The organism is Aeromonas sp. QDB20, from assembly GCF_027707805.1.
GTDB classification, from domain to species: domain Bacteria; phylum Pseudomonadota; class Gammaproteobacteria; order Enterobacterales; family Aeromonadaceae; genus Aeromonas; species Aeromonas dhakensis.
Genome location: NZ_JAPCJC010000019.1, coordinates 13065 through 39351 on the forward strand (window position 1 = coordinate 13065; position 26287 = coordinate 39351).

Annotated in this window: 22 protein-coding genes; 11 read left to right on the top strand and 11 right to left on the bottom strand. The window is 64.6% G+C overall.

The genetic code is table 11. From position 1 onward, the window contains the following. Positions 1-64: 64 nt before the first annotated feature. Positions 65-1225: a hypothetical protein gene (locus PG897_RS17865; protein WP_201882875.1), complete on the bottom strand. Its 1161-nt coding sequence runs from the start codon at positions 1223-1225 to the stop codon at positions 65-67. A gap of 214 nt (positions 1226-1439) precedes the next feature. Between PG897_RS17865 and PG897_RS17870 the strand changes: the two genes are divergently transcribed. The 3 genes from PG897_RS17870 to PG897_RS17880 all read left to right on the top strand — a co-directional run bounded on the left by PG897_RS17870 (position 1440) and on the right by PG897_RS17880 (position 3511). Then, positions 1440-1766 carry a YnjH family protein gene (locus PG897_RS17870; RefSeq protein WP_201882877.1) on the top strand — a complete coding sequence of 109 codons (327 nt, stop codon included), beginning with the start codon at positions 1440-1442 and terminating at the stop codon, positions 1764-1766. Between the two features lie 405 nt (positions 1767-2171). Next, complete coding sequence (locus tag PG897_RS17875) at positions 2172-2657, top strand: GNAT family N-acetyltransferase (RefSeq protein WP_005306188.1); 486 nt, start codon at positions 2172-2174, stop codon at positions 2655-2657. Then, positions 2654-3511: an AraC family transcriptional regulator gene (locus tag PG897_RS17880; protein WP_201882879.1), complete on the top strand. Its 858-nt coding sequence runs from the start codon at positions 2654-2656 to the stop codon at positions 3509-3511. The genes PG897_RS17875 and PG897_RS17880 overlap by 4 nt, the downstream gene beginning before the upstream one ends. Positions 3512-3582: 71 nt before the next feature. Here the strand turns inward: PG897_RS17880 and PG897_RS17885 are convergent, their stop codons facing one another. Then, positions 3583-4482 carry a DMT family transporter gene (locus PG897_RS17885; protein WP_201882881.1) on the bottom strand — a complete coding sequence of 300 codons (900 nt, stop codon included), beginning with the start codon at positions 4480-4482 and terminating at the stop codon, positions 3583-3585. 148 nt (positions 4483-4630) lie between these two features. Beyond that, on the bottom strand, positions 4631-5071 hold the full coding sequence (locus PG897_RS17890; RefSeq protein WP_005306181.1) for a DUF2214 family protein: 441 nt from the start codon (positions 5069-5071) through the stop codon (positions 4631-4633). 109 nt (positions 5072-5180) lie between these two features. Here PG897_RS17890 and PG897_RS17895 point away from each other — a divergent pair, with 109 nt between their 5' ends. Beyond that, complete coding sequence (locus PG897_RS17895; RefSeq protein WP_201882884.1) at positions 5181-6791, top strand: sensor domain-containing diguanylate cyclase; 1611 nt, start codon at positions 5181-5183, stop codon at positions 6789-6791. A 15-nt stretch (positions 6792-6806) separates the two neighbouring features. Here the strand turns inward: PG897_RS17895 and PG897_RS17900 are convergent, their stop codons facing one another. The 6 genes from PG897_RS17900 to PG897_RS17925 are packed head-to-tail and all read right to left on the bottom strand — an operon-like array spanning position 6807 to position 12078. Continuing rightward, positions 6807-7466 (bottom strand): HAD family hydrolase, encoded by a 660-nt coding sequence (locus tag PG897_RS17900; RefSeq protein WP_201882886.1) that lies wholly within the window; start codon positions 7464-7466, stop codon positions 6807-6809. 39 nt (positions 7467-7505) lie between these two features. After that, on the bottom strand, positions 7506-8513 hold the full coding sequence (locus PG897_RS17905) for an ABC transporter ATP-binding protein (protein ID WP_201882887.1): 1008 nt from the start codon (positions 8511-8513) through the stop codon (positions 7506-7508). Between the two features lie 6 nt (positions 8514-8519). After that, complete coding sequence (locus tag PG897_RS17910; protein WP_005306167.1) at positions 8520-9296, bottom strand: ABC transporter permease; 777 nt, start codon at positions 9294-9296, stop codon at positions 8520-8522. After that, positions 9289-10188, bottom strand: a complete 900-nt coding sequence (locus PG897_RS17915; protein ID WP_005306164.1) for an ABC transporter permease — start codon at positions 10186-10188, stop codon at positions 9289-9291. Before PG897_RS17915 ends, PG897_RS17910 begins: the two co-directional genes overlap by 8 nt. Then, positions 10188-11021: an alkaline phosphatase family protein gene (locus PG897_RS17920; protein ID WP_017787902.1), complete on the bottom strand. Its 834-nt coding sequence runs from the start codon at positions 11019-11021 to the stop codon at positions 10188-10190. The genes PG897_RS17915 and PG897_RS17920 overlap by 1 nt, the downstream gene beginning before the upstream one ends. A gap of 10 nt (positions 11022-11031) precedes the next feature. After that, positions 11032-12078 (bottom strand): ABC transporter substrate-binding protein, encoded by a 1047-nt coding sequence (locus PG897_RS17925; protein ID WP_005306158.1) that lies wholly within the window; start codon positions 12076-12078, stop codon positions 11032-11034. A 197-nt stretch (positions 12079-12275) separates the two neighbouring features. On the opposite strand from PG897_RS17925, the gene PG897_RS17930 reads away from it, so the two are divergent. Continuing rightward, a complete protein-coding gene (locus PG897_RS17930) occupies positions 12276-13094 on the top strand; it encodes a UTRA domain-containing protein (RefSeq protein WP_201882888.1) in 819 nt (272 codons plus the stop codon). 70 nt (positions 13095-13164) lie between these two features. On the opposite strand, the gene PG897_RS17935 is transcribed toward PG897_RS17930, so the two are convergent. Beyond that, positions 13165-13929: a helix-turn-helix domain-containing protein gene (locus PG897_RS17935; protein WP_005306152.1), complete on the bottom strand. Its 765-nt coding sequence runs from the start codon at positions 13927-13929 to the stop codon at positions 13165-13167. 445 nt (positions 13930-14374) lie between these two features. Continuing rightward, entirely contained in the window at positions 14375-15289 is a 915-nt protein-coding gene (locus tag PG897_RS17940) for a LysR family transcriptional regulator (protein WP_010635876.1), read from the bottom strand. 257 nt (positions 15290-15546) lie between these two features. Between PG897_RS17940 and PG897_RS17945 the strand changes: the two genes are divergently transcribed. The 6 genes from PG897_RS17945 to recD all read left to right on the top strand — a co-directional run bounded on the left by PG897_RS17945 (position 15547) and on the right by recD (position 26251). Continuing rightward, complete coding sequence (locus PG897_RS17945; RefSeq protein ID WP_011707661.1) at positions 15547-15879, top strand: hypothetical protein; 333 nt, start codon at positions 15547-15549, stop codon at positions 15877-15879. Between the two features lie 30 nt (positions 15880-15909). After that, complete coding sequence (locus tag PG897_RS17950; RefSeq protein WP_042006079.1) at positions 15910-16596, top strand: pirin family protein; 687 nt, start codon at positions 15910-15912, stop codon at positions 16594-16596. Positions 16597-16636: 40 nt separating this feature from the next. Continuing rightward, positions 16637-17029 carry a DoxX family protein gene (locus PG897_RS17955; protein ID WP_024941255.1) on the top strand — a complete coding sequence of 131 codons (393 nt, stop codon included), beginning with the start codon at positions 16637-16639 and terminating at the stop codon, positions 17027-17029. 224 nt (positions 17030-17253) lie between these two features. After that, a complete protein-coding gene (recC, locus tag PG897_RS17960; RefSeq protein ID WP_254196763.1) occupies positions 17254-20598 on the top strand; it encodes an exodeoxyribonuclease V subunit gamma in 3345 nt (1114 codons plus the stop codon). Continuing rightward, positions 20598-24215 (top strand): exodeoxyribonuclease V subunit beta, encoded by a 3618-nt coding sequence (gene recB, locus PG897_RS17965; protein WP_201885378.1) that lies wholly within the window; start codon positions 20598-20600, stop codon positions 24213-24215. Before recC ends, recB begins: the two co-directional genes overlap by 1 nt. Further along, a complete protein-coding gene (gene recD / locus PG897_RS17970) occupies positions 24212-26251 on the top strand; it encodes an exodeoxyribonuclease V subunit alpha (protein WP_201885377.1) in 2040 nt (679 codons plus the stop codon). The genes recB and recD overlap by 4 nt, the downstream gene beginning before the upstream one ends. The last annotated feature ends 36 nt before the right edge of the window (positions 26252-26287 follow it).

Below are 26287 nucleotides of genomic sequence, written 5' to 3' on the forward strand. Positions count from 1 at the left end.
CGCTGCCAGGGAGCGGGCGGGAGGGGAAAACAGCCAGGCCATCTTGCGATGGCCTGGGGAGGGGTTACTTGAGCAGAGCTTCCATCTCGGCTTCGGCGGCGGCGCGCGCGGCTTCGGCCTTGGCAGCCGCATCGGCGACCGCCTTGCCGGCGGTGGTGGCATCCGCGCTGCTGACCGCCTGTTTGGCTGGCTCGGTCACGGCCTTGGCGGCCTGTTGCTGCACGGTGGCCGTGGCGCTGCTGACCGCCTGCTTGGCAGGCTCTGCCACCGTCTTGGCGGCCTGCTGCTGCGCGGTGGCCGTGGCGCTGCTGACCGTCTGCTTGGCAGGTTCGGTGACTGTCTTGGCTGCCTGCTGTTGCACGGTGGTCGTGGCGCTGCTGACTGCCTGCTTGGCGGGTTCGGTCACTGTCTTGGCGGCCTGTTGCTGCACGGTGGCCGTGGCGCTGCTGACCGCCTGCTTGGCGGGCTCGGTCACTGTCTTGACAGCCTGTTGCTGCACGGTGGTCGTTGCGTTGCTGACCGCCTGCTTGGCAGGCTCGGTTACGGCCTTGGTGGCCTGCTGTTGTACGGTAGCAGTGGCACTGCTGGCTGCCTTGCCGGCTTGTTGCTGGGCCGAGGTAGCGGCGCCGTTCACGACCTGCTGGGTGGTGTCAGCCATGGTCTTGCTGGCGCCCTGCTGCAGGGAACCCAGCACGCTGCCGAAGAGCGAGCTGCCGGTGGCCGTGCCGCTCAGGCTGTTGGTGGCACCGGAGAGCGCACTGGCTGCCGGATTGCCCTGCGCCTGCCAGTTTTGCATCTCGCTGGGCCAGCTCGGAGTGCTGGCCGCCAGGTTTTCGCCAAAGACCTGGGGCGTGCCGTCGCCCTTGAGCAGCATCACGGACATCTGGTTGGTTTGCGAGTTCCAGACCATGCCTGCCTGTTTGGCCACCTCGGGCATGGGGGCATAGCGGGAGACCACGTAGAACAGTGGCCCCTCCTGCTGCAGCTCGTTGGCGGTCTTGAGCAGCTGCATGGTGCTGTCGTAGTTGGGGCCGAGGATGGCGGTCATCCGGTCCTTGATCAGGGGCTGTTCAAACAGGTTGGCCTGGTTGGGATCGAAGCCGACCAGGGGTTTGAGCAGGGCCCACATCAGCTGGCTGGTGGGGCTCATCATCAGCAGGGGGGCAACGCAGGCGGACAACATCAGGCTCAGGCAGGCCGCCTGGAGCAACGGCATGATACGCATTGGGATAATATCCAAATAACGATTTGATTAATAAGGTTATATTTGTCTGGGGCCGACAAATTCAACGGATTTTCCTGGCCCGGTTCTGAGACGGGCGGGCAGGCGCTGGCAGGCTACCATATTGGCTTGGGAATGCCAGAGAGGGCATCGCTTATTAATCAAGTTTGTGCGGCTGCCGGTCGCTTCCATTCTTCATCAAGCGAGGAGTGACATCATGAATTCAGGCAAGAGGGCAGGCAGCTGGCTGCTGCTGGCACTGCTGGGCGGTGCGACCGGTATCGGCGTGGCGGCAGAACCGAAGCGGACGGAAATGGGCAGCGAGCTGGTGTTGCCGCTGGGATCGCTGCCGGAGCGGGTCTGCTGGTATCAGGATCAGAAGTATTCGGCAGGGGCCCGGATCCGGCAGGGTGATGACTGGCTGGAGTGCGCTGCGCAAAACGAACAGGAGAGCAACGGGCCTCTGGTCTGGCGCGAGCCACAAAGGGCGTCGGATGCGGCTGGCAAGGCGACGCAGAGCGGCACCATCACCGTGGGCCAGTGAGGCTTTTCTTGATCCAGCTAAAGACATGGACGTGACCTCTATCGCATAATGCGGCTCTTTTCCTCTCTTGACTGGGACTTCAGAAATGGCTCGTCGCTCTTCCAACACTCAACGTCGTCGCAACAGCTGGTGGTACAAACGCCTGTTGGTACGGGAACGTGCAGAGCGCGAAGCGCGTTCCGTTCGAGATTGATACTGCAGTGAAACACGGAGCCTCTGGCTCCGTTTTTTATTGATCATGCGCCGTGATGATGCGGGGGCCCTTGGGCCCCCGTTTTGTTTGTCCGCCGCCCGGTGCAGCCCCATGACGATGGGACGCCGAATTGCCCGCGCAAATAACCGTGGCAGGGGGATGACCGGACCCTTCTGATACTGCATGATGAAGTTTTCGAGAAGGAGCCTCAGATGCAGATCACCATTCGTCACGCCGAACCGGCCGATGCCCCCGCCTTGCGGGATCTCTATGCCATGCCCAATGCCCAGGCGGGCACTCTGCAACTGCCCTATCCAACCCTGGGGGTCTGGCAGAAGCGACTGGAGAGCGGCAGTGTGGTGGCGCTGGTGGCTGAGGTCGATGGTCTGCTGGTGGGGAATATTTCACTCCATATCGAGCCCAACCCGAGGCGCAAACACGTGGCCTGTATCGGCATGGGGGTGCGGGATGACTGGGCGGGCAAGGGAGTGGGCTCTGCCCTGTTGGGGGCCGCGCTGGAGATGGCCGACAACTGGCTCAACCTGCGCCGCATCGAGCTGACCGTCTATGCCGACAATGCAGCGGCGCTGGCGCTCTATCGCAAGTTCGGCTTCATCGAGGAGGGGCTGGCCCGTGGTTTCGCCTTTCGCCAGGGTGAGTATGTGGACGCACTCTATATGGCGAGGATCCGGCCATGATCGACTACCGCCGCCGGCTCATCCCGGTGCTGCGGGCGCTGGAGCAGGATCCGGATCTCTCCATCGAGGCGCTGGCGGAGCGGGCCTGTCTCTCCCTCTACCATTTTCACCGGGTGTTCACCGCCGTGGCGGGGGAAGCCCCGGGCGAGATGTGCCGGCGCCTGCGCATGCAGCGTGCCGCCTGGCAGCTCTGCTACACAGATGCCAGCGTCACCGCCATCGCGCTGGGGGCTGGGCTCGGAAGCTCCCAGGCGTTCGCCAAGGCGTTTCGTCGTTACTATGGCTGTACCCCGGGGGAGTTTCGCCGCGACAAGGGCAAGAATGGACACCTGGAGAGCAAGGATGGACACGCATGGGATGGTCTGTCCCCTTATGCTGAAGGCCACTCATCAGCAAGGAGCAACACCATGAAAACCGTCGAGATGGATGCCCGTACCCTGGCCTATGTGCGGGTCACCGGTCCCTATGGCGAAGGCTATGACGCCGTCTGCGGCCGCCTGTACCAGTGGGCCGCCGCCCGCGGGCTGGAGGGCGGGGAGTGGATCTTCATCTACCACGACAACCCGGAGGTGACGCCGCCAGCCCAGTGCCGCACCGATATCGGCATCACTGTGCCGCCCCAGACCCGGGGCGAGGGGGAGGTGGAGACCCAGCTCATTCCGGCCGGGCGCTATGCCCAGTCCCGCTACCTCATCACCGATCGCAGCCAGTACGGGCCGCGCTGGCAGGAGCATGTGGGCGACATAGTGGCGGCCGGGCTGGAGTTCAGCAGCGGTCCCTGCTTCGAGCTCTACCACAGCGTGAGCAACGATCCCCTGCGCGATGACGTGAGCTTCTGCTCCAGCGTGCGCTAGACGTGCGGCAATAAAACGAGGCGCCTGTGGGCGCCTCGTTTTATTTGGTATGGAGGCTGACCGTTACCTCATCATGGCTGGCTGGGCACCTTGTTCCGCCGGGATTTCCACCACCAGCGCAGGCGGATCTGGGAGATCAGCATGCCTGCCAGCATCAGGGCGCAGCCGACGAAGGCGCGCTCGTCCAGGGTTTCCCCCAGCAGCAGGACGCCGCCGATGGCGGCAAACACCGTCTCCAGGCTGAGGATGATGGCGGCATGGGCCGGGTGGGCGCCGCGTTGGCCGACCACCTGCAAGGTGTAACCCACCCCCACCGACACCAGACCGGCGTAGAGCAGCGCCTGCCAGCCGGCCACGGCACCGGTCACCGAGGGGGTCTCGATGAAGAAGGCGGTGGCCAGACTGAGCAGGCCGCACACCACGAACTGCACCCCGGCGAGGCGAATGGGGGCGACCCGGCTCGAGTAGTGATCCAGCACCAGCAGGTGCACTGCCCAGAACAGGGCCCCCACCACCTGCAGCAGGTCGCCGTAGCCGATGGTGAAATCCTCGGTGACGCTGAGGTAGTAGAGTCCCGCCATGGCGATGAGGGCGCCAACCCAGGTGTTGGCCCCCGTCTTGTGGCGCAGGGCCAGGCCGATGACGGGCACCAGTATGATGTAGAGGCCGGTGATGAAGCCCGCCTTGGCGGCCGTGGTGTAGAGCAGCCCCACCTGTTGTAGCGATGCGGCGCTGAACAGCACGGTACCGGCGATGAGGCCGCCGGTCAGCAGCAGGCGGCGATCTCCGGCCTGCCCGCCCGGCTGGCGGGATTTGAGCCACCACAAGAGCGGCAGCAGGGAGAGGGCCCCCAGCAGAAAGCGCAGGCCGTTGAAGGTGTAAGGGCCCATGTGGTCCATCCCGAGCCGCTGGGCGACGAAGCCCAGCCCCCAGATGGCGGCGGCCATCAATAACATCATGTTCGAACGCATAGATTCATCCCTGAAAGACGGACGGGCAGGGCCGTGCCGCAAAGCTCCAGCCTCCAAGATAACCGTGAGCGGGGGGATTTGTCTTGCGCTGTCGGTGAGGTTGGCGGCGTGAGCGGTTATCCCGCTGCACAGCCGCGGCCCGGGGGACTTAGCCGTTGGCGATTCTGGCCAGCAGGGGAATGAGGGCGAGCAGCAAGAGGTTGCCGCGCAGGATCCAGATCACCCAGAACTGCTGCTGAATGGAGACCATGGGGGCGCGTCCCTGACGCAGGGAGCGGCGCCAGCGGTAGAAGAGGCGGCTGGGGTAGCCAAAGCTGATGGCCATCACGAAGAACAGCAGCAGCTTGGTGCGGTAGCCCGGATTGGCGAGCAGCACGGCCGGTTCGTCGGGGTGGGCGAGCACCTGCAGCACCCCGGTGATGAAGATGAGCAGCAGGGCCAGCGCCGCCAGACCGTCGGCCAGCAGCAGCTTGCGCACCTGCTCGATGGACATGCCGCGGCGGAACAGGAAATATTCGGAGGTGATCGCCCCGGTCAGGGTGATCACGGCGCAGTAGTGCAGCGCCATCAACAGGTCCGGGTTCAGCATCCGTGTCGATTACCTCTAATTGAGCAGATAAACAGCTTCCTTTTGGACGCCATCTCGCGCTGCTGATATTCTGACACTACGCGTGGTCTGGCAATAGCAGGAGTCAGGATTGGTTAAACGAGCGGTCGCCAAAAAAACCTGGTCCCTGGTAACCAGGATGCGTCTGGGCCTGCTTTTGCTGTTCATTCCGGTGCTGATGCTGGGTGGTATCTACTACCTGCACATGGAGCGGAGTCTGCAAAGCGAGCTGCAGCAACGCCTGCTCGCCACCAACCACCAGCTTCGTCACGTCTTCATCGAGCCCTATCTGCACGAGATGGAGCGCCAGTTCACCCTCATCTACGACAGGGTCAAGGTTGAGGACATCAGCGGCCCTCGCCTGCTCAACACCGAGACCTATCTGAAGGAGTGGCAGCTCTACAAGGGGATCATGGCCGATCTGGTCTACATCTATGTCGGCACCGCCGAGCGCCAGATGCTGATCTACCCCGATTGGCAGGCGGATGCCAACTTCGATCCCAGGGTGCGTCCCTGGTATCAGCTGGCCAGCCAGCACGTGGGCAAGATGGTCTGGACAGAGCCCTATTACGACTACACCAACGGCAACCTGGTGATCGCCCTGGCGCGGGCCCTGACCGACAGGGAGGGCAAGGTGCGCGGGGTCCTTGCGGTCGATGCCATCCTGGCCCCCTTCTCCGCCCAGCTGAATCGCCAGCTGGGTGAGGGCTACCAGATGATCGTCAACCAGTCCGGCAAGGTGCTGGCTCATCCTGATGCGGCCCAGCTGCTCAAGCCCATGACCCACCCCGAGTGGCTCGCTCGCTTCACGCAGGAGGATGGCATCTTCCTGGACAAGGACTCCCGCCAGTTCGTGGCCTACAGCAGGCTGCAGGAGCGCAACTGGGTGCTGATCAGCGTGCAGCCGGCGGCCAGCGTGATGGCGGTGGTGGACAGGGTCTCCCTCAACGTGCTGCTGATGGTGGCACTGGCCTGTGTGCTCTACCTGATGCTGGCACTGATCTGGTCCCGCTATTTTCGCCGCATGCTCGACGAGATCTCGAGCATGATCCGGGCCAGCCGGATGGAGCCTGACGGGGTACCCCAGGGGGGCATGCGCGAGCTCAGGCACGTCTATGCCGAGCTGGCCGAGGTGAGCAAGGATTATCACGAGGCGCGCCAGCAGGCCAACCTGGACAAGCTGACCGGCCTCTACAATCGCCGCTTCTTCGATGAACGTTTCAACCGACTGCTGCAGGATCAGCAGCCGTTCTGCCTGGCCATGGTGGATCTGGACGACTTCAAGCGGGTCAACGACACCTTCGGCCATCAGACCGGGGATGTGGTGCTCAAGCGGGTGAGCCAGCTCGGCCGGGCCCTGCTGGGGGATCACGGCTGGGTCTGCCGTTACGGTGGCGAGGAGCTGGTGGTGCTGCTGGTCAACCCGGACATCCACTTCTGCCAGATGCTGCTGGAGCAGTTCCGCAAGGGGGTGGAGTCACTGGACTGGCGCGAGCCGGGGCTCAGGATCACCTTGAGCGGCGGGCTGGTGGCCAGCCGGGTGGGGATGGATGGCAAGGCGCTGCTGGCGGCGGTCGATGCCGAGGTATATCGCGCCAAACGCGACGGCAAGAACTGCATCCATCTGGGCCGAGCAGAGGCGAAGGGGCAGGAGGAGACGCCCCCTGCCAACGATGCACTGCTGAGCAACGAAGAGGCCTGAGGGCCTCTTCTTCATTCAGGAGGCCAACTGCCACTCGAGGGTGGGCCAGGCCTGCTCGGTGGCGATCTGGCGCAGCCCCGGAGCGGGGTTGACCGCGTGGGGGTGGGTCACCGCCTGCAGCAGCGGCAGGTCGTTGTGGGAGTCGCTGTAGCCGTGGCTCTCCCGCCAGGGGTCGGCGCTTGCGGCAAACAGCTGGTTGATGCGGGCCACCTTGCCCTCGCGAAAACTGAGGGTGCCGCGGGTCTGGCCGGTCAGCATGCCGGCCTCTTCATCCAGCAGGATGGCCACGCAGTGATCCATCCCCAGCATCTGCGCCATGGGGGCCACCAGATGCTCACCGGAGGCGGAGATGAGCACCAGCTCGTCGCCCCGCTTGCGGTGCCACTCGATGCGCTCCACCCCCTCAGGGTAGATGCGCTCGCGCAGCACCTGCTCGGCAAAGCGGGCACAGAGCGGGTCGAGCCACTGGCGCGACTTGCCTGCCAGCGGCTGCAGGGTGAAGGCCATGTACTGGTGCATGTCCATCTTGCCCTGATGGTAGAGGGACATCATGGCCTGCTCCTCGGCGATCATGCCGGCTGGCGCCAGCTCCTCGGTCACCATGTACTCCAGCCAGAGGCTGGCGGAATCCCCCGCAATCAGGGTCTCGTCCAGATCAAACAGTGCCAGTGCCATGGGTGCTCCTCGCAGTGAAAATGGAAATGTAATGGGGCGTCATGCTACCTCACAGAGTTGATCCCGGGCCACCGCCAGGGTCACGGCACTGCCCACCGGCAGCAGATCCCGGGCCGAGCGGTTGAGGCAGTCCACCGTCAGCAGGCCCGCCGCGCAGCTCACCTGATAGCGGATCACGTTGCCGAGCAGCTGCTGCCCGCTGATAACCCCCGGCAGGTGCGGCTCGTCGCTGCGGGCGCCGGCCGGCAGCAGGGAGAGGGATTCAGGTCGCAGCGCCAGCTTGCCGCGGCAGTGCTGGCCGAACAGGACCTTGGCCTGTGCGCCATCGAGCAGGTTGTAGTTGCCGATAAAGCCCGCCACGAAGGCGTCGGCGGGGCGGGTGTAGATCTCCTCCGGTGTGCCGCTCTGGACGATGGATCCCTTGTTCATCAGGAAGATCCGGTCCGACATGGTGAGCGCCTCCTCCTGATCGTGGGTGACGAAGATGGTGGTGAGCTCGAGGCGCTGCTGGATCTCGCGGATCTGCTGGCGCAGGCTGCGGCGGATTCTGGCATCCAGCGCCGAGAGCGGTTCGTCCAGCAGCAGGATCCGCGGCTGCACTACCAGTGCCCGGGCCAAGGCCACCCGCTGGCGCTGGCCACCTGAGAGTTCGGCCGGATAGCGGCGCTCGAAGCCGGTCAGCTCCACCAGCGCCAGCGCCTCCTGCACGCTGGCGGCCAGATCCCGCCCCGGCTGGGGCTTCATCTTGAGGCCGAAGGCGACGTTGTCCCGCACCGTCATGTTGGGGAACAGCGCATAGCTCTGGAACACCATGCCGATGCCCCGCTTCTGGGGTTCCTGCCAGGTAATGTCCTCACCGGCCACCCGCACCTGACCGCCATCCACCGGGGTGAGCCCGGCCAGCGCCCGCAGCAGGGTGGACTTGCCGCAGCCGGAGGGACCGAGCAGGGTCACCAGCTCCCCCTTGCGGATGCCGAATTCGATCCCCTCGAACACCCGGGTGTCGCCGTAGGATTTGTGCAGTTGATTCACTTCTAGATGGAACATCTTGATTCACCTATGAAATCTGTTCGCCGCCCAGGTGAGCAGCAGGGTCAGCAGGAAGTAGCTCATCACCAGGGCGCTGGTGAAGTGGCCCGAGGTCGAACGCATGTTGTAGAGATAGACCTGCAGGGTCTCGTAACGGGTGCCCACCAGCATGTTGGCAAATACGAACTCGCCGAGCAGGAAGGAGAGCGACAGAAACAGCGCCGCCAGCAGCCCCTTGCGCAGGCAGGGGATCACCACCAGCAGGAAGGCGCGCCGGCTGCTCGCCCCCAGCAGGTGGGCGGCATCCATCAGATCCCTGAGCGGTACCCCTTGCAGGCTGTTGGCCAGCGCCCGGTACATGAAGGGGAGCACCACGGTGAACCAGGTACCGATCAGGATCCACGGCGTGCCGATAATGGGCAGGACGCCGTCGGCGTAGATCTGCAGCAGCCCTACCGAGGAGACCACGGGCGGCACCGCGAAGGGGAGCAGGATCAACAGGTTCATCCAGGGATCCAGCTTTGGGAAGTAGTAGGCCACCACCAGCACGGTGGGCACCAGCACCAGGGTTCCCAGCAGCAGAGTGGCGAAGCAGACCAGCAGGCTTCGGCCAAACGCCGCCAGAAAGCGCGGGTCGCCCCAGAGCTTGAGATACCAGTCGAGGGTGAAGCCGTCTGGCAGCAGGGTGGCCCCCCAGCGGGTGGAGATGGAGTAGAGAAAGGTGGCCAGCAGCGGCAACAGCAGGGTGGCCACCAGCGCCCCCAGCACCCAGCGCGGCCAGCCAGGTTTCAAATCATGCATGGGATTGCCCCTTGTTCACGTAGCTCTTTTTCAGCAGCCACTGGTTGGCAGCCGTCACCACCCCCAGCAGCACCATCAGGATCACCGCCAGCGCCGCCGCCATGTTCGGCTCGAGGAATATGTCGCCGGAGACCAGGCTCGCCACCCGGATGGTCACCAGGTTGAAGTTGCCGGTGGTGAGGGCATAGGCGGAGGCATAGGCCCCCACCGCGTTGGCAAACAGGATGATCAGGGTGCCGAGCAGCGCGGGAGTGAGCACCGGCAGCGCCACGTGCCAGACATATTGGCTCTTGCTCGCCCCCAGCAACGCGGCGGCCTGCGGCCACTCATCCTGCAACGCATCGAAGGCTGGGTAGAGCAGCAGCAGGGCGAGCGGGATCTGGAAGTAGGTGTAGATGAGGATGAGGCCGCTGCCGGAGTAGAGGTTGAAGCCGTCGATGAGGCCCCAGGATTTCAGCAGCAGGGTCACGGCGCCATTGATGCCGAGAATGATGATGAAGGCGAAGGCCAGCGGCACCCCGCTGAAGTTGCCGGTCATGGTGACGAAGGCCAGCAGCAGCCGTTTCACCCGCTCACCGCTGTGGCGCAGCGCCGCCGCCCCGAGGGTGCCGATGGCGAGCCCCGCCAGACTGGCGATGCCGGCGATGCGCAAGGAGTTGCCGAACGATTGCAGGTAGAAGGGGGAGCTCAGAATCTCCCGGTAGTAGTCGAGGCCCCAGCCATCCGGGGTCTGAAAACTGCCCACCAGCACCCACACCATGGGGGCGAGCTGGAACAGGATCATCAGGAGAACGAACGGCAGCAGCACCAGGGCGGGCAGCCAGTGGCGACGCAGCCGGCGCCGGGTGACGGTCGGTTGATCCGCGAGGATCTCGGTGGTGGCGGGCATCATCAGTGTACCTCCGGCAGGTTGCCGGCCTTGAGCAGCGGTGGGCAGCCCGGCTTGTCGTGGGAAACTCCCAGCAGGTCGGCCATCAGGGCGCAGAGCTGGGTCTGCTGCATGGCGGGACCGGCTGGCCACTGGGCCACGAACGCATCGCCAAACAGCCAGAGCGGCACCCGGCGCTCTTCGGTCAGGGTGCCGCCGTGGCTCAAGTCGTTGTTCATGCCGTGATCCGAGGTGATCACCACCTGATACCCCTCCGCCAGCCACTGGGGCAGCAGGTCGGCCAGCAGGCTGTCCATCCGGCGTGCCTGATTGCGGTACTGACGGGAGTCGAGGCCGAACTGGTGGCCCGCATCGTCCACCCCCATCGGGTGGATCAAGAGAAAATCGGGGTCGTACTGGCTGCGCAGCCACTCGCCATCCATCAGCAGGTGGCTGTCGGGGTAGCCGTCATCCCAGTAGAAACAGCCGTGCTGGATGGGCAGTCGCTCGTCATGGGTGAAGCGATCGCGGGCCGCTTGCCAGGGGCTCTGGTTGTAGAGCTCGCTTATCCAGTGGTAGGCCGCCGCCGCGGTGCGTTTGCCGCCCGCCCGGGCCAGATGGAAGATGGACTCCTGCCGGCTCAGACGGCTCACCCCGTTGTGGGTGATGCCGCTCTCCACCGGCGTCGTTCCGGTCAGGATGCACTCGTAGAGGGGCCGGGAGAGGGAGGGGAGGGCGCAGCTCAGGGTGGCCTGCAACCCCTGTCCCGCCTCCACCATGCCCGCGAGGTAGCCCATGCAATGGGCTACCTCGGCAGAGAGGCCATCCACAAGTACCACTATCACCTTGTGTTGCACTGGCCGCTCCTTACTGCATGTTGATCATGACGGTTTCCTGCCACTGGCGCGGCAGTGCCTTGGAGCTCTGCTCCCAGGCGGCGTGATCCTGGACCGGCTTGGCATTGGCGTACTGCTCGGCCGGCAGCAGCTTGGCCTTGACGTCATCCGGCAGGGTCACGTTGCTGCGGATGGGGCGGGCGTAGCCGCGCGCCAGGTTGATCTGGCCGGCGTCGGAGAGGATGTATTCCCGCGCCAGCTTGGCGGCGTTGGGGTTTTTGGCCCACTTGTTGATAATGGTGGTGTAGCCGGCGATGACGGAACCGTCGCTCGGGATCACCACATCAAACTTCTTGGGGTCGATCTGGTCGCGGTAGTTGAGCGCGTTGAAGTCCCACAGCACCCCCACTTCCACTTCGCCCTTCTCGATGTTGGCGATGGTGGGGTCGTTCAGCGACAGACGGCCCTGCTGGGCCAGCTTGCCGAACAGCTCCAGCGCAGGCTTGAGGTTCTTCTCGCTGCCGCCGGTGGCATAGGCCGCCGCCAGCACGCCGTTGTTGGCCTGGGAGGCGACACCCACGTCACCCAGGGTCACCTTGTAGTCGCCGCCCAGCAGGGATTGCCAGCTGGTGGGGGCCGCCTTGACCAGATCCTTGTTGATCAGGAAGGCGATGGTGCCGGTATAGGCCAGCATCCAGTGACCATCCGCATCCTTGGCCCAGTTCGGAATGTCGGCCCAGGTGGAGGGTTTGTAGGGCTGGGTGACTCCCTGCTTGACCGCCACCGGGCCGAAGGCGCCGCCCACGTCGCCGATGTCGGCGGTGGCGTTGCCCTTCTCGGCGGCGAACTTGGCGATCTCCTGGGCCGAGCTCATGTCGGTGTCCTGATGCTTGATGCCGTAGATGCTGCCGAGTTGCTGCCAGGTATCCTTCCAGTTGGCCCAGCTGTCCGGCATGCCGACGCTGCTGAGCTGGCCTTCACCGCGGGCGGCCTTTTCGAGATCCGCGATGTTCTCGGCGGCAAACAGTGGCTGACTGATGGCCACCAGGGCCAGTGCACTTGCGATCACGCTTTTCATCATTCCATCCCTCTGGACTAGGTCAGTTAAGGTTCGAGAGGGATGCTAGAGGGGAAATATGACGGTGGCGGGGCGCTTTGATGGCAGTTTGATGACAATCGCCCTGTCATGGCGCTGTCATCCTGCACGGTTACAACTCTCAATCCGAGTGAGGCTGGACTACTCCAGCGAGAGTTGAGTCAGCCACAGCAGCCAGGATGATCGACAGGAAGATGAGCGTGATCGAACCGAGATTGAGCGAGCGGGCAGTGGCCGATGGCCGCGCCTCCAAGTGTGAACAGATTTGCCAGACCCTGCGCCGCTATATCGGCAGCGGCCAGCTGGGGGCGGGGCAGCAGCTGCCCGCCGAGCGGGCCCTGAGCGAGCGCTTCGCCACCACCCGCATCACCATCAAGGAGGCGCTCTCCAGTCTCGAGGCGGATGGCCTCATCTACCGGGCTGAGCGGCGCGGCTGGTTCGTGGCACCGCCCCGCCTCACCTACGACCCCGCCATCCACACCCACTTTCACCAGTGGATCGGCGAGCAGCAGCGCACCGCCGAGACCCGGGTGCTGGCCCACGGCGGCGAGCTGGCCAGCAGCGAGCTGTGCCGCTGGATGGGGCTGGAGCCTTTCACCCCGATCTATGAAATCCGCCGCCTGCGCCTCATCGACGGCCGCCCCGTGCTGCACGTCAGCCACCACCTGCTGGCCAGCCGGTTTCCCGATATCGCCAGCGCGCCACTGGCCAGCTCCCTCACCGAGCTCTATCGGGAGCGATATGGCATAGGCCAGGGTGGGGCGAGCCTCGAGATCACCCCCTCGGCGGCGCGCGGCGCCATCGCCCGCTCCCTCAATCTGGCGGAGGGGAGCGCCGTGCTGCGGCTGGTGCGGGTCAACTACGACGAGCGGGGAGCGCTGGTGGATTGCGACATCGAGCACTGGCGGCCGGATGCCATCCGCATTCACCTCGATACGCGAGCATTGCAGCCCCTCGCAGGCAAGCTGCCGCAAACCCGGCTCGTGGATCAGGGGTGATCCGGCGTGTCCTGGCGGGCCATGCCTGTGAGGAAAGGAGGGGGAGCGGATCCCGCGGGATCCGCCGGGATCAGTTGTCGATATTGGGGATCAGATCGTCAAAGCTCTGATAGCCGCAGTCGGCCAGCTGCAGCGACATGGTGTAGGTCTTGCTGCCCTCCCGCTGGCCGATGGCGGGGCGGTTGAGCTTGAGCTCCTGGTGCCAGTACTCCTTCATCCGCTCGATCAGCGCCATCGCCTCGCTCTCGTCCAGATGGAGCTGACACAGCGCCATGTAGTTGTTGGGCCTGTGCATGTTCTCCACCAGATAGTCCCCCAGCACCGACATGGCCTGGCGCGCCTGCTGGCGGGCGAAGCGGCTGTGCTGCTCGAAGCTGATCCGCTCGCTGATGAGGAAGTGGTAACTGTTGTCGATGCCGAGCTGCAGGATGCCGAGCTTCTCCAGCTTGCGCAGGTAGAGGTAGCAGGAGGCATCGGTCAGGCCGTACTCACGCTTGAGATCGATTAACGTCTTGTCGCGCCAGAAGATGTTGGCGAGAAAGGCGTAGAGACCGGGCTCCCTGTGGAACGCCTCGTCCTGCTCCTGGGTGAAGACGGCGCGCCGGCTCTGGGCGTCCTGGGTGCGGTCCAGCAGCTCCTCGAATGAGAGCCCCACCAAGTGGCACACCTCCAGCAGGGTGTCGAACGGCAGGGAGGGCTTGTTCATCATCCGTTTGACGGTGGCGATGGAGACCCCCATGGCTTCTGCCAGGGTCTGATAGCGGATCCCCTTGTCGGTCAGGGTCTTCTTCAGGGTGTCGAGAATATTGTTGGCCAGGGTCTGGCTGTAGGTCATGCAACTATTCCTTTATCTGCATTTTTATGTTGTGTCAGAAATTGAGTTCTTTTGTCGTTGTGGGCTCAGATATTGACACTTTAAAAAACCAGAGGAAACAAACCCGACCTAATCGATTGAAATGGCCAGACCAGTCGCGCTCGAAGGTTGCAGATAGTGATACTCTGCGGTGCATATCCTTCAACCGTTCAACATTTTGCTGGTGGCGCATAAAACATCGCGCATAATTCAAAACGAATCGGATTCAAGACCTTCCTGGTTGAGAAATCGATTGTTTGCTTCCAATTTAAGGGTTTTTTAAACCGCAAGGTTTTTTATTCTTTCCTGGCATTGAGCGGAACTCGCAAGAGGGCCGCTTTTTTCTTTTCCTAGAATCTGAGCCCGCCGTCAAGACAGGGGCTCAGTTTCGGCACTTCCTGCGCCGCCGCCCTCGCGCGGCAGACATTTATTCCCCCTTGCAGGGAAACAGCTTGGGTATCTCCCGGATCAGCCAGCTCTTGGCCTTGCCCATGGTGTCGCGCCGCCAGGCCAGCACCACCTGGATCTGGTGGCGATACTCGGGGCCGATCACCTTGAGCCGTCCGGCCCGGATGTCCTCTTCAATCCAGCTCAGCGGCATGGTGCCGACCCCGATCCCCGCCAGCAGGGCGTCGCGCTTCTCGCCCATGGTGCTGACGGTCAGCCGCGGCTGCTTGTCGAGCAGACGATAGGTGAGTACCGGCTTGCGCAGCGCCGTGTCGGCCACCGCGATGGCCCGGTAGCGGCGCAGGGTATCGTCTGCCAGGGGCTCGGGCTCCTGGTGCAGGGGGTGATCCGGGTGGGCGACGTAGAGCATCACCTCCTCCTGCAGCGGCTGGTGCTTGATGCCGGTCATCATGATGTCGGGATTGAGGGAGGAGATGAGCAGGTCGGCCCGGCCATCCTCCAGACACTCCCAACTGCCCGCCAGCACTTCGGCCCGCAGCCGCAGTCGGGTATCGGTCAGCTCGGCCAGCCGCTCCACCAGCGGGTAGAGCGCCTGCAGCGGCACCAGCGCATCGACGGCGATGGTGATGTCGGTCTCCCAGCCGCGGGCCAGCGCCCGGGTCTCGCCCACCAGATGCTCGGCCGCCTCCAGCAGAATCCGGCCGCGCTCCAGCAGCATGCGGCCGGCCGGGGTGAACTTGGTTCTGTGGCCGCTGCGGTCGAACAGCATGGCGTCCAGCTCGTCTTCCAGCTTCTGTACCGTGTAGCTCAGCGCCGAGGGCACCTTGCCCAGTTCGTCGGCTGCCGCCGCGAAGCTGCCGCGGCGGTCGATGGCATCCAGCACCCGGATGGCTTCCAGGGTCAGCGCCCGTTCCTTGTTCAGTTCCTTGGCCATAAATTGCCTTCAATTTTTTTGAACATGTTTGCCAGTTTATCTCGCTAACAAGTTAGGCCAAGTGTCTTTAATATTCAATCAACGCTTAGGCAGGAGCGCCAAGCAGCCAAATATACGGGTAGTTCCAGACTGTGACCCCCTCAATCAGGGCGTCTGACTTCGGTGAAAGAACAACACACTATTTGAATGACCTCTTGCATGGATGCATTGATTCTGGCCACAGCGGCCTTGGCAATGACATAAAACCAAGAGAGTGAATGAACATGAAAAACGTAATCAAGATGCTGGCCGTTGCAGGCCTGATGACCGCAGGTTTTGCTCAGGCTTCCGTCCCGGCTGACCTCAACGCCGCCCCGGGCGTGCTGTTTGTAAACTGGCACGCCACCGCCGCGGTGGAAGGCAAGGGCAACCCCATGCTGGAAGTGCGTGACGAGTCTGGCGACCTGGTTGCCTCCGTCCACGCCAACCTGATGGGCAGCCAGCAGGTCCAGATCCCGAGCCGCACCCAGGGCAACCTGACCGTGAGCCTGGGTGAGCAGAGCAGCGACTACCGCATTCCGTTCGGCATCGGTAGCGGCAAACAGCGTTAATCAACCGTATCGGTACGTGAGGAGCACACCATGATGAAATTGAGAGCCGCAGAAGCGCGCGGCAAGGCCAACTTCGGCTGGCTGGATGCGCGCCACAGCTTTTCCTTCGGGCACTACTACGACCCGGACTGGATGGGGCATTCAGTGCTGCGGGTCATCAATCAGGATCTGGTGGCGCCGGGTGGCGGTTTCGCGACCCACCCTCACGCCAACATGGAAATTCTGACCTGCGTGCTGCAAGGCACCATAGAGCACAAGGACAGCCTCGGCCATGCCGAGCAGATCCCGGCGGGGGATTTCCAGCTGATGAGTGCGGGGTCCGGCATCCGGCACAGCGAGTACAACCCCTCGCAGACCGAGCCGCTCTCCCTGCTGCAAATCTGGATCGAGCCGAACGAACACGGCACGACACCCGGTTATCAGCAGAAGAAGATTGAAGCCAATCCGGGCATGACGCTGGTGGCGTCACCGGATGGCGAAGCAGGATCCTTCAGGATCCGCCAGCAGGCCCGCGTCTGGCGGTTGCAGCTTGAACCGGGTGAGAGCCTCACCTGGGAGCTGGCCGGCCGACACGGTTACCTGCAGATGATTTCAGGGGAGCTTGCCGCCAACGGTCTGGCTGCCCGACCCGGCGACGGGGTACTCAGTCGTGATGAGCCCAAATGGGATCTGGTGGCCGCGAGTGCCAGCCAAGCCCTGTTATTTGACCTACCCTGAAGCAGTCAGCGGTGATGTGACGCAAAACGAGGATATTGAAATGGACAAGATGAAAGATTTGGCACTGCTGGTGGGTCGCGTACTGCTGGCTCTGATGTTTGTGATTGCGGGCTGGGGCAAGATCGGCGGTTACGCCGGTACCCAGGGGTATATGGAAGCCATGGGCGTGCCCGGTTTCATCCTGCCGCTGGTGATCCTGCTGGAGCTGGGCGGTGGCCTCGCCATCATGCTGGGCCTGTTTACCCGCAGCCTCTCCGTGCTGATGGCCGGTTTCACCCTGATGGCCGCCTTTATTTTCCACTATCAGCCTGCCGACCAGATGCAGATGCTGATGTTCATGAAGAACGTCTCCGTGGCCGGTGGTTTCCTGGCCCTGGCGGCGGCCGGTGCAGGGGCCTTCAGCCTGGATGCTCGCCTCGGCAAGAACTGGTAAACCCCGCAGGCTCGAGTTTTCCAACGCCTTTTGGCCGGTGCAGTTGCACCGGCTTTTTTATGCCCGCCACATTTGCCTGCGGCAGATGGGCGATGTGATCGGCGACAACAAGCGCCTTTTGCATCTTATCCCCCGATCCCCGACAATCCCGATACCTGTGACGTGACGGGGATCCTTGAGGTTTTCCCGCGCTGACCCCTCTTTTGCACTGGCGGGAATTGCCCATGTTTACCCTCTACCACTCCAATCAGCTGGATCTGCTCAAAGAGTTGCTGGTGAGCCGCATCCGGCAGATCCCCCTCGCTCACCCCTTCGAGCGCGAGCAGATCCTGGTGCAGAGCCCGGGCATGGCCCAGTGGCTCAAGCTGGAGCTGGCCAAGGCCTTCGGCATTGCCGCCAATATCGACTTTCCGCTGCCCGCCAGCTTTATCTGGGAGATGTTCACCCGGGTGCTGGCGGACGTGCCGCGCCAGAGTCCCTACAACAAGGGTTCCATGAGCTGGCAGCTGATGACCATCTTGCCCGCCCTGCTCGATCGCCCCGTTTTTGCGCCGCTGGCCGCCTATCTGGGCGGGGATGACGCGGATCCCGTGCAGGATCCCGAGCAGGTGCGGCTGTGGCAGCTCTGCCAGAAGGTGGCAGATCTGTTCGACCAGTATCTGGTCTATCGGCCGGACTGGATCGCCCGCTGGGAACAGGGGGAAGGGTTTAGCCAGGAGCTGGCCGGGGTGAGCGGTCAGGATTGGCAGCCGGAGCTCTGGCGCGAGCTGGTGGCCCGCACCCTGGCGCTGGGCCCAAGCGGCTACCACCGCGCCAACCTCTACGAGGAGTTTATCCACGAGCTGGAGCGCACCCCGGAGCTGCCGGGCACGCTGCCCCGGCGGGTCTTCGTGTTCGGTATCTCGGCGCTGCCGCCGCGCTACGTGGAGGCGCTGCTGGCCCTCGGCAGCCGGGATGAGGTGGAGGTGCATCTGTTCGTCACCAACCCTTGCCGCTACTACTGGGGTGACCTGCTCGATCGCAAGACCCTGGCGCGCCTCGAAAACAAGCTCAAACCCGGCACCGATCTCGACACCCTGCAGGGCCCCGCCAACCCGCTGCTCGCCTCCATGGGCAAGCTGGGGCGCGACTACCTGCACCAGCTGATGGAGCTGGAGGTGCCGCAGATCGAGGCCTTCGTCGATATCGACGACACCAGCTTGCTGCGCGCCATCCAGCAGGATGTGCTGGAGCTGGCCGAACGGGGCGCCGGTCAGTTCGATCTCGACAGCAGCCACCACAAAAGCCCCATCAGCCCGGCGGATGGATCCCTGCAGATCCACGCCTGTCACGGCCCGATGCGCGAGCTCGAGGTGCTGCACGACCGCCTGCTGGCGCTGTTCGAGCAAGATCCCACCCTCACCCCGAAAGACGTGGTGGTGATGATGCCGGATGTGAACAGCTACGGCCCCTACATCCAGGCGGTGTTCGGGGCGAGAGGCCAGATCCCCTTCGCGGTGTCCGATCGGGCGGCCAGTCAGGAGAGCCCGCTGCTGCAGAGCTTCCTCGCCCTGCTGAGACTCCCCAACGCCCGGCTGGGGGCCGGCGAGCTGCTCGCCATCCTCGAGGTGCCCGCCGTGCTGCGCCGCTTCGATCTCGATGACGACGAGTTCAACCAGCTGCGACGCTGGGTGCAAGAGACCGGCATCCGCTGGGGGCTGGATGACGGCTACCCGGAGCGCTTCGATCTGCCGCGCCTCTCTGGCAACAGCTGGCTGTTCGGCCTGCGCCGCATGCTGCTCGGCTTTGCCATGGGGGATGGCGAACCGGTGGCGGGGATCCTGCCCTACGCCGATATCGAGGGGCAGCAGGGGCTGGCCCTCGGCAAGCTCGCCTGGTTCGTCGACTCCCTGGCGGAATTTCTGCCCCGCCTGCAACAGGCGCAGTCGCTGCCCGAGTGGATCGCCTGCCTCAACGAACTGCTGGAGCGCTTCTATCAGGCGGACGAGGATGAAGAGCGCCAGCTGCAGCTTATTCGCAGCCAGCTGGCGGACTGGCTCGCCCAGCTTGGCGAGGCCCGCTTCGAGCAGCCCATCAGTGCCGATTTGCTGCAGGATTACCTCGGCAGCGTGCTGGGGGAGTCCCGCTCCAGCCAGCGCTTCCTCGCCGGTCAGGTCAACTTCTGCACCCTGATGCCGATGCGCTCCATCCCCTTCCGGCAGGTCTGCCTGCTCGGCATGAACGACGGCGTCTACCCGCGCACCCTGCCCCCCATGGGGTTCGACCTGATGGCGGTGGCCGGCCGGCGCGGGGATCGCTCGCGCCGCGACGACGACCGCTACCTCTTCCTAGAGGCGCTGCTGAGCGCCCAGCAGGGGCTCTACATCAGCTATCAGGGTTTCAGTGCCCAGGACAACAGCGAGAAGGTGCCTTCCGTGCTGCTGGCCGAACTCATCGACTATGTGCGCCAGGGCTTCGTGCTGGCGGGGGATGAGGGCCTCGACGACGAGACCTCCGGCAGGCGGCTGCTCGAACACCTGATCGTCGAACACCCGCTCACCCCCTACAGCCGTAGCTACTTCTATCCAGAGGCAGGCTCTGGCCTCTTCACCTATGCCGCCGACTGGCTGCCGGCCCTGAGCCCGCAGCGCGGGGCCGCCAACTTCCAGAGCGGCGAGCTGCCGTTGCCGCCAGATTGGAACAAAGGGGGGGGCAAGGAGCAGGGACTGGAGCTGGCGGAGCTGCTGCGCTTCTATCGCCAGCCCGCCAAATATTTCCTCAATCGCCGCCTCAAGGTGTGGTTCGAGCTGGACGAGGCCGAGATCGAGGACAGCGAACCGTTCGAGCTGGACGGCCTGCAGCACTACCAGCTCAAGGCGCTGCTGCTCGATGCCCATCTGGCACAGGGGGAGAGCGAGGAGCGCCGCCAGCGCCTGCAGCTCTCCGGCCTGCTGCCCCAGGGCTGGTTCGGCAGCCTGCTGCTGGACGATCTGGATACCGAGATGGGCAAGCTGGCGGCGCGCCTGCGCCCCTGGGTGGCGGCCAGTGAGGCGGACAAACAGGCGGTGGAGATCGATATCTCCCTGACCCAGGGCCAGTTGCAGGGGTGGATCGACACCCAGAAGGGGCGCTTGCTGGTGGTCAAACCCGGCAGCTTCAACGGCAAGGATCTGCTGCTGGGCTGGATCCAGCACCTTTGCCTCTCCCTGAGTGATGCCCCCGGCGACACCCTGCTGTTCGACGCCAAGCAGAGCCTGCGCCTGCCCAGGCTTGCGGCTGACGAGGCGCGGCCAAAACTGGCGGCCCTGGTGGCGCTCTGGATGCAGGGGATGAAGCGGCCGCTGCCGTTTTTCCCCAGCACCGCTTGGGAGTGGATCAAGGGGATCGAGAAGGATCCGGAGAAACCGGAGGCCGCCGACAAGGCGGCCCTCGCCCGCTTCAACGGCGGCTACATGGTGACGGGGGAGGGGCAGGACGTCTACGTCGCCCGCTGCTTCCCGGAACTCGATGACGAGGTGCTGGCCCAGCTGCAGGCGCTGGCCCGCGAACACCTGACCCCGCTGATCAAGGCGCTGGAGGAGTTGCAATAATGGCCAATCCGCTCAATACCCTGCGTTTTCCCCTCTATGGCGAGCGGCTGATCGAGGCCTCTGCCGGCACCGGCAAGACCTACACCATCGCCGGCCTCTATCTGCGCCTCTTGCTGGGCCACGGCCCGCTCATTGAAGAAGGGGAAGACGCCGGTCAGCCCAGCGCCCACGAGCGGCCCCTGTCGGTGACCGAGATCCTGGTGGTGACCTTTACCGAGGCGGCCACCGCCGAGCTGCGCGGGCGGATCCGCGGTCGCATCCACGAGGCGCGCCTCGCCTTTATGCGCGGGCAAAGCGGCGATGCCCTGCTGGCCCAGCTGCTGGAGGAGGTGGAGGATCACGAGCTGGCGGCCCGTCGCCTGCTGGCCGCCGAACGGCAGATGGACGAGGCGGCCGTCTTCACCATCCACGGCTTCTGCCAGCGGATGCTGAAACAGAACGCCTTCGAGTCGGGCGCCCTCTTCGAAACCGAATTTCTCACCGATGACAGCCAGCTCAGGCTGCAGGCGGTGAGCGACTACTGGCGCGCCGAGTTCTATCCGGTGGATAAAACCCTGGCCAGCGCGGTGCGCGCGCTCTGGCCAAGCCCGGCGGCCCTGCTGCGGGAGATGAACGGCTGGCTCGACAACAGTGAGCTGGAGATACGCCCGCCGGCGGGGGACGAGACCCTGGCTGCCCGCCATCAGGCTGCCATGGCCCGCATTGAGGCGGTGAAGAGCGAGTGGCTTGCTCAGCAGGACGAGATCCGCCGCCAAACAGAGGGGCAAATCAAGCTCTATACCGGCAAAAATTATGAAGGCTGGTTAGCCAAAATTGGCGACTGGGCACAGGACCCGAGCAGTGGTTATACCCTGCCAAAGGATCTCGAGCGCTTTGGCCAGACAACGTTGGAAGCCAAGCTCAGCAAGGGTAAGGCGGTGCCCACCCTGCCGCTGTTCAGCGAGATCGACTCGCTGCTGGCGAGCCGTCCCGGCATCCGTGACCTTATCCTGCAGCGGGCCGCCGTGGTGGTGCGCAGCCGGATGCAGGCTAGCAAGCGGCAGGCCCATCAGCTCTCGTTCGACGATCTGCTCAAAGACCTCGACGGGGCGCTGGGCTCCAGCTTGGGTGAGCGGCTCTGCGAGCGCATTCGCGCCACCTACCGGGTCGCCATGATCGATGAGTTCCAGGATACCGACCCCCAGCAGTACCGTATCTTCCACCGGCTTTACGGCGGCCATAAAGACACGGCTCTGCTGATGATCGGTGACCCCAAGCAGGCCATCTACGGTTTTCGCGGCGCCGACATCTTCACCTACATTCAGGCGCGGCGAAATGTAAGCGCCCACTACACCCTGGGGCGCAACTGGCGCTCCAGCGGCGCCCTGGTGGCGGCGGTCAACGGCCTGTTCGAGCGGGCCAAGGATCCCTTTATCTACGAGGCGGATATTCCCTTCCTGCCGGTGGAGGCGCAGGGCAAGAGCAAGGCGCTACTGCTGGAGGGCGAAACCGCCCCCGTGCTGCACTGCTGGCAGCTCACCGGCCAGCCCACCTTCAACCGGGGGGATTACCAGAGCAAGATGGCCCGCGCCACGGCGGCGGAGATCCACCGCCTACTGACCCTGGCCCGGGAGGGCAAGGCGCTGATCGGCAGCGAGCCGGTGAAAGCCGGGGATATCGCCGTGCTGGTGCGCACTGGCGCCGAGGGCAAGCTGGTGCAGCAGGAGCTGGCACGCCTCGCCATCGCCTCGGTTTATCTGTCGAATCGCGAGAGCGTGCTGGAGCAGGTGGAGGCGCGGGAGATCCTGCTCATTCTGCACGCCTGCCAGAACCCGAGTGAGGAGAGGAGCCTGCGGGCGGCGCTTGCCACCGGCCTGTTCGATCTCGACGCCAAGGCCCTCGACGAGCTTGCCAGTGACGAGCGGGCCTGGGAGAGCGCGGTGCAGGAGTTTATGGAGTACCGCAAGGTCTGGCACAAGCGCGGCGTGCTGGCCATGCTGCGGGCCCTGCTGCACAGGCGCAATCTCGCCGCATCGCTTTTGGCGAGCCCCTACGGGGAGCGGCGGCTGACCAACTTCCTCCATCTGGGGGAGCTCTTGCAGCAGGTGAGCAGCGAGCTGGACGGCGAATACGCCCTGCTGCGCTGGCTGGGGGAGGCGGTAAACCGCCAGAGCGGCCAGGATGCGGAGCAGATACTTCGCCTGGAGTCCGAGCGCAAGCTGGTGCAGATCGTCACCATCCACAAATCCAAGGGGCTGGAGTACCCGCTGGTGTTCCTCCCCTTTATCTGCAGCCACCGCAGCGCCGACACCCCGCTCTATCACGAGGCCGATGAGGCGGGCAATCGCACCATCCTCGATCTCACCGGCGCCGAGGATTCCCTGGCAGAGGCCGACAAGGAGCGCCTCGCCGAGGATCTGCGGCTGCTCTACGTGGCGCTGACTCGGGGCGTCTACGCCACCTGGCTGGGGCTGGCGCCGGTGCGCTCCGGTAACGGCAAGTCGGAGAAGACCGACCTGCACCAGACCGCCATCGGCTACCTGCTGCAAAAGGGCGAAGAGGGGGACGCCGCAACCCTGGCCACCGCCCTCAGTGCGCTTGCTGAAGATCTGCCCGGGGTGGCCGTCGGTGAGCCCTCGCTCACCCGCCCGGCCCCGCTGCCGGCAGAAGAGGAGCAACTGGGTGAGCCCCGGGTGCGCCGCTTTGGCGGCACCCTTGAGCGGGACTGGTGGATCAGCTCCTACTCTGGGCTGGCAGCCCAGGGCCACGGTCACAGCAAGGGGGTGCTCGCCAATCCCGGCTTCGATGACGAGGTGGTCACCGAGGCGGCGGCGCTGGCTGCCGAAGAGCCAGTGCAGGCGCCCCAGCCCTCCATCTTCACCTTCCCGAAGGGGGCGCGCCCCGGCACCTTGCTGCATAGCCTGTTCGAGACCATCGACTTTCAAAGTGCCGCAGGCGAGCCGCTGGCACAGCATATCGCCACCCTGCTGGCGCAGGATGGCTTCGACGAAAGCTGGGCCCAAGTGCTGCAACAGCAGGTGGAGGCGGTGCTGGATACGCCGCTTGAAACCGCGTTACTTGCAGAGAGTGGCGAACCGTTACGGCTGCGGGATCTGGTCCCCGAGCGCAAGCAGGTGGAGCTGGAGTTCTTCCTGCCCATGGGGCGGGTGACGGCACCTGCGCTGACCGCGCTTTGCCAGCAGCACGACCCCCTGTCGCGGGGCAACAAGCCGCTCAGCTTCGCCACCGTGCAGGGGATGCTCAAGGGCTTTATCGACCTGGTGTTCGAGTGGCAGGGGCGCTGGTATCTGCTCGACTACAAATCCAACCACCTCGGCATGAGCCCGGCCGACTACAGCCGGCCGGCGCTGGAGCAGGCCATGGTGGAGCATCGCTACGACCTGCAATACCAGCTCTACTCCCTGGCGCTGCATCGGCTGCTCGCCCTGCGTCTGCCGGGCTACGACTTCGACCAGCACTTTGGCGGCGTCTTCTATCTGTTCCTGCGCGGCATGCCGCAGGGGGGGATCTTCCATACTCGCCCCAGCCGTGAGCTGGTGTTGGGGCTGGATCGGCTGTTTAGCGAGGGGGCGGCGTCCGCCTCTGCACAAGAATGGGATAACGGGGTAGAAGCATGAAGAGCGCAATCATGATCGAACGGCTCAAGGCCCTGGCGCTGGCGGGGCGCATCCGCCAGCTGGATCTGCAATTTGCCAAGCTGGTGGCCGATCTGGGCGGCGGCCCCGAGCTGGTGCTGGGGGCGGCGCTCGCCTGCTTCGAGCTGGGGCGTGGCCACGTCTGTCTGCCGCTGGAGATGTTATCTGCCGGATCCTTGCGCCCGTTCGGGCTGGATCCGGATCAGGGCCGGGATCTGCTGGCCGATCTGGCGGATCCGGCGAGCTGGCCCGCCCTGTTTGCGGCAAGCCCGCTGGTTGGCGGCGAGCAAGATGAAGGGGAAGCCCCGCGCTGGCCGCTGCGGCTCTGGCACGGCCGTCTCTACCTCACCCGCTACCACGATCACGAGCAAGGGGTGGCCCGCCATCTGCGAGCCTTGAGTGAGCGCGCCGAATGGCCGGAGATTGCCCCGGCCCTGTCGCGCCTCTTTGCCCGCGACTACGGCCTGGTGTTCGCAGCCCTGCTCAAGGCCCGCCTCGCCCCCGACTTCTCGGCACGCCACTTTATCGAGAAGTACCTGGATCTGGTGTTCCCGAACGAAGTGGAGTGGCCTGCCATCGAGGCGCTGCTGGCCAGTGCTCAGGCCGCAAACGACCTGAACAAGCTGGATGCGCTGGTGCCCGAGGCGCTCTGCTGTAACGGCCAGAAGCTGGCGGCGGCCACGGCGGCGGCACGCCCCTTTGCGGTGATCTCCGGCGGTCCCGGCACCGGCAAGACCACCACGGTCGCCAAGCTCTTGGCCATTCTGGTGGAGACCGGTCTGCAAGCGGGCAAGGCCCCGGCGATCCGGCTGGTGGCCCCCACCGGCAAGGCGGCGGCGCGTCTGACCGAGAGTATCGGCTCTGCCCTGCAGGCGCTGGACTTGCCCCCTGAGTGGGTGGAGGCCATTCCCACCGAGGCGGGCACCCTGCACCGGCTGCTCGGGGTCATTCCGGGGCGCAGCCAGTTCCGCCACCACAAAGGCAACCCGCTGCACCTCGACTTGCTGGTGGTGGATGAGGCCTCCATGGTCGATCTGCCCATGATGGCACGCCTGCTCGATGCGCTGCCAAGCCATGCCCGTCTCATTCTGCTCGGCGACAAGGATCAGCTCGCCTCGGTGGAGGCGGGGGCCGTGCTCGGCGACATCTGCAGCTTTATCGAACAGGGCATCAGCCCGGCCCAGGCGGATTGGCTCTCCCGCCAGACCGGCTACCGGCTGCAGGGTAAGCCTGCTGGGGCAAGCGTGCGCGACAGCCTCTGTTTGCTCTCCAAGAGCTGGCGCTTCGATCAGCACTCCGGCATAGGCCAGCTGGCGCGCGCCTGCAATGGCGGCGATGCGGCGGCGGTGGAGGCGGTCTGGGGCATGGGATTTGGCGATATCAGCCTGCACCCCTGGGCGGGGGAGGCCTACGACGAGTTGATTGCCCAGGGGGTGGCCGGTTATGGCAGCTACCTCAAGGCGGCCCGTGCGGGGGAGGCACCCGCCGCCGTGTTCAAGGCATTCAACGGCTTCCAGATCCTCTGTGCCCTGCGCGATGGCCCGTTCGGGGTCGAGGGGCTTAACGAGCGCCTCGAACTGGCCCTGTCACGGGCCGGGCTGATTGCCCGCGATGGCGACTGGTATGCGGGCCGCCCCGTGATGGTGGTGCGCAACGACCACGGGGTCGGCCTCTACAACGGCGATATGGGGCTCTGCCTGCCCGATGAAAGTGGGCGACTCAAGGTCTGGTTCGAGCAGCCGGACGGCACCCTGCGGGCCCTCTTGCCCAGCCGGCTGCCGCCCCACGAAACCGTCTACGCCATGACCATCCACAAATCCCAGGGCTCGGAGTTTGCCCATACAGTGCTGGTACTACCGGACAACCCCAGCCCGCTGTTGACCCGCGAGCTGGTCTATACCGGCATCACCCGCGCCAAGGCGCGCCTCGATCTCTACGGCGATCGCGCCCTGTTGGCACAGGCGGTGCGGAAAAAGACCGAGCGTTATTCGGGATTGGCGGAGAGATTGGGGGAGTGATTGATTGGATGGCGGTAAAGGGATTTACCGCCATGG